At 45.6% G+C, this 13,305-nt stretch carries 11 protein-coding genes and 1 pseudogene; 8 read left to right on the top strand and 4 right to left on the bottom strand.

The window, feature by feature from the left end; all coding sequences use genetic code 11:
- Positions 1 to 5: 5 nt before the first annotated feature.
- From ACNQO6_RS14585 to ACNQO6_RS14575, 3 genes are all read left to right on the top strand, one after another.
- Entirely contained in the window at positions 6 to 1,472 is a 1,467-nt protein-coding gene (locus ACNQO6_RS14585; protein WP_440209418.1) for an aldehyde dehydrogenase, read from the top strand.
- A 38-nt stretch (positions 1,473 to 1,510) separates the two neighbouring features.
- Positions 1,511 to 3,151: a thiamine pyrophosphate-binding protein gene (locus ACNQO6_RS14580; protein WP_440209417.1), complete on the top strand. Its 1,641-nt coding sequence runs from the start codon at positions 1,511 to 1,513 to the stop codon at positions 3,149 to 3,151.
- 147 nt (positions 3,152 to 3,298) lie between these two features.
- Complete coding sequence (locus tag ACNQO6_RS14575; RefSeq protein WP_262473986.1) at positions 3,299 to 4,492, top strand: hypothetical protein; 1,194 nt, start codon at positions 3,299 to 3,301, stop codon at positions 4,490 to 4,492.
- Between the two features lie 71 nt (positions 4,493 to 4,563).
- Here ACNQO6_RS14575 and ACNQO6_RS14570 read toward each other — a convergent pair whose 3' ends face one another.
- On the bottom strand, positions 4,564 to 5,559 hold the full coding sequence (locus ACNQO6_RS14570) for an AraC family transcriptional regulator ligand-binding domain-containing protein (protein WP_440209512.1): 996 nt from the start codon (positions 5,557 to 5,559) through the stop codon (positions 4,564 to 4,566).
- Between the two features lie 334 nt (positions 5,560 to 5,893).
- Between ACNQO6_RS14570 and ACNQO6_RS14565 the strand changes: the two genes are divergently transcribed.
- On the top strand, positions 5,894 to 7,375 hold the full coding sequence (locus ACNQO6_RS14565) for a flavin-containing monooxygenase (RefSeq protein ID WP_440209416.1): 1,482 nt from the start codon (positions 5,894 to 5,896) through the stop codon (positions 7,373 to 7,375).
- 114 nt (positions 7,376 to 7,489) lie between these two features.
- On the opposite strand, the gene ACNQO6_RS14560 is transcribed toward ACNQO6_RS14565, so the two are convergent.
- The 3 genes from ACNQO6_RS14560 to ACNQO6_RS14550 all read right to left on the bottom strand — a co-directional run bounded on the left by ACNQO6_RS14560 (position 7,490) and on the right by ACNQO6_RS14550 (position 10,314).
- Positions 7,490 to 8,422, bottom strand: a complete 933-nt coding sequence (locus tag ACNQO6_RS14560; protein ID WP_440209415.1) for a metal-dependent hydrolase — start codon at positions 8,420 to 8,422, stop codon at positions 7,490 to 7,492.
- Positions 8,412 to 9,275: an alpha/beta fold hydrolase gene (locus tag ACNQO6_RS14555; protein WP_440209414.1), complete on the bottom strand. Its 864-nt coding sequence runs from the start codon at positions 9,273 to 9,275 to the stop codon at positions 8,412 to 8,414. The genes ACNQO6_RS14560 and ACNQO6_RS14555 overlap by 11 nt, the downstream gene beginning before the upstream one ends.
- 175 nt (positions 9,276 to 9,450) lie before the next feature.
- Positions 9,451 to 10,314, bottom strand: a complete 864-nt coding sequence (locus ACNQO6_RS14550) for a LysR family transcriptional regulator (RefSeq protein ID WP_440209413.1) — start codon at positions 10,312 to 10,314, stop codon at positions 9,451 to 9,453.
- Positions 10,315 to 10,516: 202 nt separating this feature from the next.
- On the opposite strand from ACNQO6_RS14550, the gene ACNQO6_RS14545 reads away from it, so the two are divergent.
- The 4 genes and pseudogenes from ACNQO6_RS14545 to ACNQO6_RS14530 all read left to right on the top strand — a co-directional run.
- Positions 10,517 to 11,185 (top strand): ankyrin repeat domain-containing protein, encoded by a 669-nt coding sequence (locus ACNQO6_RS14545; RefSeq protein WP_343578662.1) that lies wholly within the window; start codon positions 10,517 to 10,519, stop codon positions 11,183 to 11,185.
- Positions 11,186 to 11,201: 16 nt separating this feature from the next.
- Positions 11,202 to 11,663 carry a nucleoside deaminase gene (locus ACNQO6_RS14540; protein ID WP_440209412.1) on the top strand — a complete coding sequence of 154 codons (462 nt, stop codon included), beginning with the start codon at positions 11,202 to 11,204 and terminating at the stop codon, positions 11,661 to 11,663.
- A gap of 3 nt (positions 11,664 to 11,666) precedes the next feature.
- The gene (locus ACNQO6_RS14535; protein ID WP_343578660.1) at positions 11,667 to 12,851 is read left to right on the top strand and encodes a cyanate transporter; all 1,185 of its coding nucleotides are present in this window, start codon (positions 11,667 to 11,669) and stop codon (positions 12,849 to 12,851) included.
- Between the two features lie 183 nt (positions 12,852 to 13,034).
- Positions 13,035 to 13,305 (top strand): annotated as a pseudogene (locus tag ACNQO6_RS14530) (type VI secretion system tip protein VgrG); the annotation flags it as partial.

The raw sequence follows: 13,305 nt of genomic DNA, 5'->3' as shown, positions 1-13,305 counted from the left end.
TGATCATGGTAAAGGAAATTTATATCGCTGGTGAATGGCGATTAGGTAAAGGCGCTACGATTCAAAGTTTATTTCCAGCAGATCAATCGGTGAATGCTGAAATTTCAACGGCGAGTCTGGAGGATGTCAATGAAGCCATTGAAAAGGCAGATGCGGCTTGGCGTAAGGCGGAATGGCGCAATAGCATGCCGCATGAACGTGCCCGTATTTTATATAAAGTGGCTGACATTATTGAAGCGCGTGTGGATGAACTTTCAAAGCTACAAACCCGCGATAATGGCAAGCCCTTGGCTGAAACCCGTGCCCTGACCCTAAGTGCAGCGGCAACAGCGCGTTATGTAGCAGCAGCCTGCGAAACCTTAAATGATGAGCTAACCACGCAACGTGCTGCAGATTTCATGACCATGAGTGTGCATGAACCTGTGGGCGTGGTGGCTGCAATTACCCCGTGGAACTCGCCGATTGCCAGTGAAGTACAGAAACTGGCACCTGCGCTTGCGGGAGGTAATGCCGTGATTCTAAAGCCTGCAGAAGTGACTTCTTTGATTGCATTGGAACTCGCCAAAATCTTTGAAGAAGCAGGACTACCGAAAGGTTTACTCAGTGTACTGGTCGGACGTGGTTCGGTGATTGGAGATGCGATCGTAAAGCATCCTCTGGTACGTAAAATTTCATTTACCGGTGGAACCACCACGGGTCGTCATCTGGCACATTTGGCAGCCGATAAACTGATTACCACCTCTTTGGAATTGGGTGGAAAGTCTCCAACGATTGTATTGCCAGATGCAGATATTGAACTGGCAGCCAAGGGCGTGGCTTACGGCATCTTTAGTTCGGCTGGACAAGCCTGTATTGCAGGTTCACGTTTATTTGTACACAGCAACATCTATGATCAGTTCCTTAGTCGTCTGGTCGAGATCACCAAAGGCTTACGGGTTGGACATCCGGAAACTGCAGGCGTACACCTTGGCTCTTTGATCAATCCGAAACATCTGGCCTCTGTCGATGCCTATGTCCAACTGGCTAAGCAGGAAGGTGGGCAAGTGCTGGTGGGTGGGCATGCCTTGACAGAAGGTGAGTTTGCCAAAGGCAGCTATTATTTACCCACCATCATTACCGGTTTAAGCAATTCAGCGCAGACCTGTCAGGAAGAGATTTTTGGCCCTGTACTGGTGGTCATGAAATATGACGATGAACAAGATTTGCTTGCACAAGCCAATGACAGCTGTTTTGGACTTGCTGCAGGTATCTGGACGGAAAACTATCGTAAGGCATGGCAAATTGCCCGTGCTTTAGAAGTGGGTACGGTCTGGATCAATACCTATAAGAAATTCTCGATTTCTGCGCCATTTGGCGGCTTTAAAGAAAGTGGCATTGGGCGTGAAAAAGGTCGTTTAGGCATTTTGTCTTATATGCAACAAAAAAGTATCTATATGGGATTAAGCGAGCAGCCAAATCCTTGGGCGAATTAATACATTCATGGAATGAACCGTTTTTGAGGAATATACAAATGACAGAACGTGTAAATGTCGGCGAAGCCATCGCCCGTGTTTTAGAAGCACATCAGGTAGACAGTATTTACGGGGTAATCTCGATCCATAACTTACCGATTGCCGATGCAGTGGGTCGACGTGAAAAAATCCGTTTTGTGGCGGCACGCGGTGAAGCGGGTGCGGTCACGATGGCCGATGGTCATTCACGTTTTAAAGGACTCGGTGTAGCGCTCACCAGTACTGGTGCCGGTGCAGGTAATGCAGTCGGCTCATTGATTGAAGCGATGAATGCAGGCAGTCCAGTGTTGCATTTAACCGGACAGGTAGAGCGTGAATATCTGGATCGTGATGCCAGTTTTATTCATGAAACCAAAGATCAGCTGACTTTCTTGCGTGCATCTAGCAAAGCAGCATTTCGTATCACCAGTCCTGACAATGCAGTGGGCGTGATTCGTGAAGCGATTCGTGTCGCCACGACGGTACCGATGGGGCCAGTCAGTGTCGAGTTGCCGATTGATGTACAGGCAGCAGAAATCGATTTACCGCTGAACTTGGGGCCAGTAAAAGCACTGGAATTGCCACAAGCTGAACAGGTGGAAGTTGACCTGATTGTCGATGAACTGAAGAAAGCCAAACGCCCAGTGTTCTGGATTGGTGGTGGAACGCTGAACAGTGTTGCAGAAGTCAAGGCGATTGCCGATCTTGGGATTCCGGTGGTGTCATCGACCCATGCACGTGGTGTGTTGGCAGATGATCATCCGCGTAGCCTAGGCGCATTCCATAACTCGGCAGGGGTTGAGCAGTTGCTCAAAGAGGCTGATCTATTGGTGGTCGTGGGTTCTCGGTTACGTAGTAATGAAACCAAAACCTATTCGGTACAGTTCCCTGACAATATTATCCAGATTGACGCCAATCCTGTGGCACAGCAGCGTAATTACAAAGTTCGTAATTTTATTTGTGGCGATGCCAAAGATGTATTGCAACGTGTCTTGAAGGGGTTGCAAGGCGTATCCAAAGTCGACGCAGATTATGATGCAGCTGTGGTGAAGGCCAAGCAGGCGGCAATCGATGCGCTACGTACCCAGTTAGATCAGTATGCTTTGATCTGTGATCACTTACGTGCTGCATTACCACAAGACGGTATTTTTGTACGTGACATTACCATGTCTGGCAGTACCTGGGGCAGCCGTTTATTCCCGGTACAAGCACCAAACCAGAATATTCACTCTCTCGCAGGCGCCATTGGTTTGGGATTAGCCACTGCAATTGGTGCCTCAATTGCCAATCCTGATAAAAAAGTCATTGGCTTGGTCGGTGATGGCGGTTTGATGTTAGGCATCGGTGAAATCGCCACCATGGCGCAAGAAAATACCAATATGGTGCTGATGATCATGAATGATGGCGGTTATGGCGTAATGCGTGGCATTCAAAATAACTACTTCGGTGGTCGCCAGTATTTCAATGAATTGCATACCCCGGACTATAAGGTTTTAGGCGAAGCCATGGGCGTGAAGAGCTGGAAAGTGGGCAGTGCGGATGAATTCAAGACCGTGATTCAGCAAGCGGTTGATTTTAAAGGTCCAAGTGTAATTGAGCTGGATATGCATTCAATTGGGCCATTGAACTTCGCAGGTCCGCCACAGAAAAAACTGTACTAATCCCACTGAGCATTGGCAGTCCGTGCTGATGTGAAGACCGCGATATGGGCAAAAATTTTTGCCCATATCGCCATAAAAACTATGTTTTATAGGTAAAACAACAACAAGACCAACAGGATCGTTGGGACGAAAGCGAAGGAACAACCGATGAAAAAGACAGTGATGGTCGCGATGCTTGCTGCATGTTATTTGGGTACACCATCCCAGGTGTTTGCACAAAGCTCAGCCCTAGAATGGAAAAGTGAAGATGGAACCGATTCAGTTAAACTCGGCGGGGTGGTACGGCTGAATCAGCGTTATGAAGCTTGGGAAGGACCGAATGGCGGATTCGGTAAGCTTTATTTTGATATTTTCAGGGTCGACCTGAAAGGCAAGTTTGACGATGCCTATTTTAATGCCAGTTACCTGTTTCAGGATCAGGAAAAGCGTTCGGTCGAGAAAGCCTATGTCGGCTATAATCTTGACCAGAACAACAGTATTGAAGCCGGTCTGGTGTACAAACCTTTTGCGATTTATCCTTATCCGCAAAATGGCTGGACTTACCATATTCCTTTTTTCCTGGGCTATGGCAATAATATCGCACCCGGATTGAACTGGAATTTTAATAACAAGGACTGGGATATCAAGCTGGGCTATTATCCGCAAATGCTGGATACCAGCCTACGCTATTCGCCTGAAAGTGCCACTTATGATGATTTGGCTGAAAATGCTTTCCCAACCCAAAAAGCCTATCAGAATGAAAAGCGCCATCAGTTTAATACCCGTATTGTACGCAAACTGGAAACTGAATTCGGTAAGCAGGAATTTGGTGTGTCGGGTGCGATTGCGCAATTGCATAACAAGACCACAGATAAGAATGGTCAGTATTATGCGGTCGGTCTGCATAGCGACAATAATTACAAACGCTTTAATCTACAAAGCTCGGTGATTCATTATCAATATGATGCCAAAAATCCGGATGGGGTGAGCAATGATGTGACCTTGATGGGCAACAATGGCTTTACGCCTGCCTATTTCATTGCGTCAGAAGCCACCGTAGCCAGTTTAAATCTGGCTTATACCTTGCCGGTGCAGAATATGGGCAAACTCAAGGCCATCCGTTTCTATAATGACTATAGTTATATGGACAAGAAACGTGATGACTGGTCGGCTTCACAAATGAATACCACCGGGATGATGTTTATTGCTTCGCCGTTTATGGTCTGGGCCGATTATACCTGGGGTAAAAACTCCAATATTATCGGCGGGGCTTCTAATGCCACAGGCTATACCTCAACGGTTTCGCCCTATAGTGACCAATGGTTATACCGCATCAATCTAAATATAGGCTTTAGCTTCTAAACCTTCATCTATAAATTCTTGAGAGGGGTGAATCATTTCGATGATTCACCCCTTTTGCTTTTAAGCATGTGCTAGGGAGGATGATTTTTTCGATAATCAGAGGGAGACATATTTTCCCACTGTTTAAAGGCACGGCTAAAGGCGCTTTGTTCTGCATAACCCAGTAAGAAGGCGATTTCTGTGAGCGAGAGTTCTGAGCTGGTGAGATAGGTTTTTGCCAGTTCCAAACGAATGCTTTTGACCAGATCACTATATTGCAATTGATAGCCACTCAGTTTGCGATAAAAACTTCTTAAGGACAGATTGAGCTGTCTGGCAATATGATCTGCTGAAGGCTCGCCGGTTTTAAGCATATGGACAATCAGTAACTGCAAGTCTTTTAAAAATGTATCCGGATTGGGAATGCTCTTAAGCAGTGCTTCTGCTTGCTGGTCAAGAATTTTTTTGAGATGTGGATCGCTGCTGGGAATCGGGTACTGCAGAATTTCATTGGGTAACCAGAGTTTTAACGCATCAGCATCAAAGCTGACAGGACAGTCATAAATTTCTGGATAGGGTGTTGGATCTGCAGGTGTAACAGCAGAAAATTCGATTTTCGCAGCCTTGATGTCTGGACGATGTAGGATTTTGCGGATGGTATTGAGTATACCTGAGATGAGAACCTCATTGGTCAGTTGTGAATTCTTCTCTGTGACCGGAGTCCAGCACATGCAAAACTGATCTGCTGTATGTGTAATTGAAAAAGCAGCGGAGTTTTGCAGGATCAGTTGAAAGTTCTTAAAGCTGTTTAAAAAACCATATAAATCAGGACTTGAAAGGGCAAGATAGCCCATGATATGGATATGATGCGGTTCGACCAACTCGCCAATATAATATCCCATTACTGGTACAGGATGCTGCTGGTAAATATCTTCGAGCAGTTGACTCCATTTATGCAGGGGCATCCGCTGTTGATGCGCATATTGCTTGCTCAATTCATTGAGTTGGAGATTGGTTATATTTTTTTGCTGGAGATATTTGGCAATCAGTTCCAGAAGAACCGAGGGAATACTTGGAATTTCAGTCATCATTGCTCAGCTCATTCTAAAGTCAGGTCCTTTAACTCTATTTCGATCCGCTAGTCTAGTATCATAATTCAGTCAATTATTTATTTTAGCTGAATCAGTTATAAAGATATTTATCATCATGGGACAAAATTACAGGGCAAATCTACATAATATGATGAATTAAAAATATAATGGTTTTTCCACCGCTTTATTTGACTTTGGTTATTTTAGTTTGGCATTAACGGTCAAGTGTTTATCCGGCATTCGAATTATTTTCCATAGCTAGGTCTGTTAATAATTTGATTAATTTATTAACGGCTTGAAGTGAAAATATTTTTATATTTTGGAGTTGGAAATGCCAGATTTAAAGCAAGATGTTGTATTAAATCAACATCAATTTGATGTGGTCATTATCGGTGCGGGGTTTTCTGGAATTGCAGCAGGTATCAGGCTGAAACAGCAAAACATCGATAATTTTATCATTATTGAAAAATCAGGTGAGGTCGGTGGGGTCTGGCGAGAAAATACCTATCCGGGTTGTGAATGTGACGTGCCATCTTCTATTTATTCCTATTCGTTCGCGCCGAATCCCAATTGGAGTCATATATTCGCAAAGCAAAAGGAAATACAGCAATATATTAAAGATGTGACCAGACGTTATAACATCGATCGACATATTTTATTTAATACCGAACTTTATACAGCGCAGTGGTCAACTGAAGATCATGTCTGGGGGCTTGCAACCAGTCAGGGCAACTATACGGCCAGATTTGTCTTTTTTGCTACAGGGCCTTTAAGCGAACCTGCTAGCCCTATGGTTAAGGGGCTGGACCGCTTTAAGGGCAAAGTGTTTCATTCAGCACAATGGGATCATTCGGTCGATTTAAGCAATAAACGTGTTGCGGTGGTCGGTACGGGGGCATCTGCGATTCAGATTATTCCTGCAATTCAGTCTATTGTTGATCAGCTGTATGTATTTCAGCGTACTGCACCTTGGGTAATTCCAAAACCGAATCTGGTATTGCATGATGTGTCTAAAAGTGTTCAGCAAAAAGTTCCTTTTACCATGCATTCTCTACGCAAAGTGACCAGTATTTCCATGGACATGTTCAGTTCCAGTGTCAATCAACCGAAGACCCTGGATCTATTCGGTAAAGGCTTGATTAACTGGATGCATTACCAGATTCAGGATCCGGTATTGCGAGAGAAAGTCCGACCAAAATTTACCTTGGGATGTAAACGGATTTTATTTTCGAATACCTACTATCCTGCATTAGCAGCTAAAAATGTACAACTCATTAATCAGGGTCTCAAGCAAGTGACAGAAAATGGGGTGCTTGTGGAGGGCAAGGAAATTCCACTGGATATCATTGTGTGGAGTACCGGCTTTGAGGTGGCAAAACCTCCTATTGCCAAGCGGATTATGACCAAAACCGGTGTGATACTGGATGAGGTTTGGCAAACCCATACGGTACAAGCTTATAAAGGTTGTGTCGTAAAAGATCTGCCTAATGCATTTATGCTACTGGGGCCAAATAGTATTAGCTATAACTCTTTAATTAGCGCTGCGGAGCATCAGGTCAATTATGCAGTGAAAGCCATTCGCTTTATTCTGGATAATCAATTGAAAAGTTTTGAGATTAATGTTCATGCGGATAAACGCTATAATCAGAAGCTACAGAATAAGCTTTCGGGCACTGTATTTAATCAGGGTGGATGTGCGAGTTATTATCTTGACGAGCATAAAACCAATGTGGTGAATTATCCATGGACCCTGCAATATATGCAAAATGATATGAAAGAATTTGATAGCTATAGTTATATCTTTCATCGATAAATCTGAAATAAAAAAGCCTTATTTCTATAAGGCTTTTTTATTTGTGCGTTAAATAGGGAAAATAAAAAAAGGCACGGGGAGGTGCCTAAAAGAGGAAAAGTATAATCGGGTGTCTTAACAAACCCGTAACTGCTGGGTTAAGGCTTTGACTGCGGGTGAGTTGTCGATCACCTGTAAGGCTTTAAACGTGTCGCCCTCATAAAATGGATGATAGCTCGGCTTTAACCAATGTCTTAGGCTCAACATCATTGAGAAAAAGCTCGGCACCTGTTTGTTGCGGGCATTTTCAATCACGGTTTGGGCCAGTGAGCGAAGCAGACCATAGTGATGATAGCGTTTGGCCCGTGCATCTTGCTGTGTCAGCTTCTTGAAGCATTGATAGATTGCAAAGGTAAAGCCCGGGGCCACCGCTGTCATGATGATTTGACGTTGCAAGTAGGCAAAGACTTTATTTTCCTCGCCGCATAAATGCATATATAAATCAAAAGCAACACTACGATGCTCAACTTCTTCTGCCAGATGCCAGGTCATCAGATCAGACATCATTTCGTCCGCAGTTTTATTTTGCCAAGGTTGGTCATCCAGACACCAGGTGCCTAACATGGTGGTAAAATGTTCAACGGCAGCGGCGATACCTACGCGAATGGTCAGCCAGCGATATTCCAGATTTTTTGACAGTGCCAGGCCTAAAGGTGCGGTATTCAGTTGCTTGGCGATCGTATCTAAGGATCCAATAAATTCATCAATTTCATAGTCATAATGTCTTAAATAGTCTTGAGCAACTTTATGGGCTGCTGCGTGATGGGCTTCTTGATGTACAAAGCCTTTTACATCGGCGCGAAGTTTTTCATCTGTGACATAGGGAAGCGCTTCATTAAAGGTACGACACATCCACAGCTCGCCAACAGGTAAAATCAAATGCACGGCATTGATTAAGTGGGTTGCAAATGGGTTGTCATAAATCCAGTGTTCGGGGGTATGACTAAAATCAAATTGGACACGACGCTGTTTAAGATAGTGATTTTCCATTCGTTGTTTAGGATGCATGATTTTCTCCTCCATTTACGGCATTAATAAAATAATGGCTCAACTGCTCGGCATTTTGTGAAGGGATCCAATGTGTGGCATCCAGATAGACCGCTTGGTACGAGCCTGAAAAAAACTGTTGATTGAGTTGAGCACTTTTCTTGCCAACCGCAATATCCTTATCTCCCCAGATAAACAGGGTGGGTACTTTTACCTTCTTAAAGGTGGACCGAATCGGTGCCAATGGCATGCTGCGATACCAGTGAATCGCTGTGCCGATACGATTTTCCTGAATGAGATATTGCTGAAAATCCTGGATTTGCGCTGCATTCATGCCTGAGTTTTTCAGCAAGAAATGGCTGAGTGTCTTGGCTCTCTTAAATAACAGTTCAGGAATAAAGGGCAGTTGGAAAAAGCCGATATAGTACGAGCTGAAAATTTGCGAGCTACTGAACATGGCCTTTAGGAATGCACCTGTATGCGGTACCGAGATTAAGGTCAGGTGTTTGACCAGATCGGGATGCTGCTGGGCCAATTCACAGGCCACGATTGAGCCCCAGTCATGACCAATCACGTACACTGGCTGTCCAAGTAGATCGATAAAGCTTTTGACATCGGCAGCCAGTTCGTCAATGGCATACTTAAAACGCCCTTTGGGTGAAGCGGCTTGGCTGTAGCCACGTTGTTCAATGGCAAAGGTGCGGAAGTTATGCTGATTCAGAAGGGCGCTGGTGGCTTGCCAGCTGTGTGCCGTTTCGGGAAAACCGTGTAATAGAATAACCGGTTTGCCATCAATTGGGCCTGAATCAATCACATTAAAAATCAGATTATTACGGCTATACTGGCTGTATCGTTTCTCTGTCTGTTTGACCATACTGACTTACTCATCAAAGCTGTCTATTTCTCTGGATAGTAGTCAGCGTTGTAGAGGCTGTCTTGACAGTAAAAGAAGGGATTTAACTTCCTGTGCCATGGCTGTTATTTTTGGCACATAGAGCCTAGGACTTGGCACTTAAAGACGGTAGATGGATTGAGCGATTATTTCAGATTCATCCTCCTGCGGTTCTGCTCTGATCAAAACGATGTTGCAGCACCGCAGTCATTTGCTCGACCAGCTGAGCTACCGGACCCTCCTTATCCCAGGCATAGATCGAAACCGTCATGGGATGAGCCTGACCCAGCCCAGAATATTCACGTACCCGATAGCCCCAGGTGGTTGCCACCGGGAGCAGTGACAAGCCCAGCCCTGTTTCAACGCCCACCAGTACACTGGCGAGACTATTACTGGTAAATGCGATATACCAATGTCGCCGTTCACGTTCAATTTGCTCGAACATGTCTTCCCGATACAGCCCGCCTTGTGGAAAGGTCACCAGTGGAACTGGATCAGACCAGTTCCCGCCATGATCGATACTTTCAAACCATGCCATTTGCTCTGGAAAAGTCGCATGACGATCCGCACTGGCAATGGCTTCTTTCACAATCACCAGATCAAATTGTCCACTTCGATAGCCTTCCATCAGATCCCGACTCAGTCCAGCGGTTACATCTAGCCGAATACTACGATGCTGTTTGCTAAATGCACTTAATGCCAGCGCCATGTCAGTATTCATAATATCTTCCGGCAAACCGATATGAATCGGGATGGTGCCTGTTGGATCACCGAGCACATTCTGGGCCTCTTGCTGCAGTGCCAGAATGCGTCGGGCATAACTAATCAGATATTCACCTGCGCTGGTCAGCTGCATTGGCCGGGCATGACGATCAATCAGCTGCTTTCCTGTAGCTTGTTCCAGCCTTGCCAGTTGCTGGCTAACCGTTGATTGCGTCATGTGCAAGCGTTCGGCCGCGAGAGTAAAACTACCTGCTTCAATAATCGTGACAAAAGCACGTAACAAGCGTGGATCAAACATGGTACTAACTCATTGATTTAAATTGTTTTGAAAGTTTAGCTATTCATTATCTTAATACATTTGATTCAATAATTTAATTTTTAAATAGCCATGAACCTCGTTATGCTCAACTCAGAGGCGAATTGATTTGAAGGATGGTATTGATCAACCACAAGGTTGTCGGCATCTTTGCTGCCTTTTTATGTTTGCTAGGAGGAAGTCGATGAACAAGTCCTTAATCGCTGCTGCTTTGGTGATGACATTATCCGCCTGTGGTAATGCCAGCTCAGGAGATACGATGCAAAATGATGCTTTACATCAGGCGGCAGCACACAATGATGTGGCCCGTATCGAGCAACTCTTGTCTAAAAGTCCAGACATCGATGTACGTGACTCATCAGGTGCAACCGCGTTAATGATTGCTACACGCGCCAACCATATTCAGGCGGCTCAGGCGTTGATCAAGGCTGGGGCTGATGTCAATGCCAAGGACGATATTCAGGACAGTCCTTATCTTTATGCAGGTGCAAGAGGACATTTAGAGATCTTGAACATGACCTTGCAACATGGTGCAGACCTGAAAAGTACCAATCGTTATGGCGGCACAGCCTTGATTCCTGCAACTGAGCGGGGACATGTAGACACGGTAAAAACCCTAATTGCGGCTGGTGTGAATGTTGATCATGTCAATCATCTGGGCTGGACGGCATTACTGGAAGCCATCATGCTGGGCAATGGTGATAAGCAATACCAGCAAATCGTCGATCTTCTAATTAAGGCAGGGGCCAATGTCAATCTGGCTGATCGTGATGGTGTAACACCTCTAGCCCATGCGCAGACGCGTGGCTATAAGCAGATTGAAAATGCATTATTGGCGGCTGGTGCAAAATAAGGCTGAGAGTATGAACATGAATAACGATACAGATTTTCTTCGTCAGGCCATTGAACTTGCCTATCAGAATAGTGAGGCGGGTGGCCGTCCATTCGGGGCGGTGATTGTCAAAGATGGCGTGGTCATTGCGACCGGTGTGAATCAGATTCTCAGCAGCAATGATCCCACTGCGCATGCAGAGTTACAGGCCATCCGTGCAGCCAGCAAACAGCTGAACTCGGCCAATCTGGAAGGATGTTCGGTGTTTGCCAGTGGACATCCCTGTCCGATGTGTATGGCTGCCATGCGTATGGCAGGTATACAAGCCGTGACTTATGCCTATTCAAATGAAGCGGGTGAACCCTTTGGCTTATCTACTGCCGCAATTTATGCCGACCTGGCCAAGCCTTTTGCCGAGCAGTCGATGCAGATTCGCTATGTTCCTGTACGGCTGGAGCACAAGCCCGATTTGTATGCATACTGGAAATCACTGGTCTGAATCATGCTGACTTCTCCTCAACATCGTCCGTTACTCATCGCGACCGTGGCACTGGTCGGGCTAAATTTGCGGCCTTTTATGACCAGTATCGGGCCGGTCGCGAATTCGATAAGAACGGGAACTGGCCTCAGTTTGCAAGGCATCGCTTTACTCACCTTGGTGCCGATGCTGCTGATGGGTATCATTGCCTTCGTTGGGCCGGCGATACAAAGTGCCTTGGGTGAACGTAAGGCCATTCTGATGGCTTTAGCAATTATCTGTCTCGGCTGTGCATTACGTTTTATCAGTCCGAATGGCGGATTCCTGATTGTGACTGCGGCCATTATTGGCTTAGGGGTGGCGATGGTACAGGCCAGTTTTCCGAGCATGATCAAAAGAGAATTTGCGGATCATCTGGGGCCGATGATGGGGCTGTATTCTGCCATGTTGATGGGCGGTGGCGCTTTGGGGGCTTTGATTGCACCTCTGGTAACCGGTATGACCGGAAACTGGAAAATTGGTTTATCTGTGTTTAGCTTGCCTGCAATAGCTGCATTTCTACTGGCTAGTTGTTTTTTAGCTCGACCTGCAAAATCTCAGTACACCTTGCCATCGGTTGGGGTGTTGTTGAAACAGCCACGTACCTGGTTATTGATTTGCTGTTTTGGACTGATTAATGGCGGCTATAGTTCGATCGTGGCATGGCTGGCGCCTGCCTATCAGGAGCTGGGCTGGAGTGCGACCGCGAGCGGTAATCTGATGGCGCTACTGACACTGAGTCAGGCTGTAGCAGCGCTGCTGTTGCCTTATTTATCCCGACGCAATCAGGATCGCCGTTTCTGGATTGCCTTAACCCTGATCATGCAATTGCTTGGATTTGCAGGTCTGGCTTTTATGCCCGAATCTTTGCCTTATTTTTGGGTAGTGAGTTTAGGCGCAGGCTTGGGTGGCTGTTTTGCCTTGCTGATGATTGTGGTACTCGATCATCTGGCTGATCCTGCCCATGCCGGACAGCTTTCCGCCTTGATGCAGGGCGGCGGATTTTTACTTGCAGCGCTTGCGCCTTGGCTGCTTGCAGTATTTCATGGCGTTACAGGTCATTATACACTCGGCTGGATCTGGCACTTTGCCATGGTCGTAGTGGTGGCCATATTGGTGATCAGACTCAACCCAACACATTACGGTAAAGTCATCCGCTTGACCAAATAAATCCGCAGCGGCTGAGCAAAGGGAAACGTCTTTTTGAGCAGCAGCGTGTGCAGTACTTAACAGGGAAGTTTAAAAAAATAAATAGAATGTGACAATTATGGTCATCTATAGACAGAACTGTATAGACATTAAATCGTTTTTTTGAGTAAAATATGGCAAATTTAATGAAATGTTCTATAAAAAATGCTGAACAATATTTTTCAGGCTCTGGAAAGTTTAGGCCTTACAGCACAAAAACGTGCCATTCATATTCAGTTTTCGAATCAAAATTTAAATACCCAAGTTTTCCTGCAACGCATTGATGGTCAGCATGCGCTGAATGCCGGTTTTAAGGCTGAGCTGATCTGCCTGTCGACCAATGCCACCATTCCCCTGAAACAGTTCATCGGCAGCCAAGCTGCCATTGATACCGTCACCGATCAGGGACAACTCAGCCGTGTCACAGGCATTATCA

It is taken from the genome of Acinetobacter calcoaceticus (genome assembly GCF_051947995.1).
GTDB lineage: Bacteria > Pseudomonadota > Gammaproteobacteria > Pseudomonadales > Moraxellaceae > Acinetobacter.
Note: the sequence above shows the minus strand (reverse complement) of the source record. Positions and strands in the feature narration are given on the sequence as shown.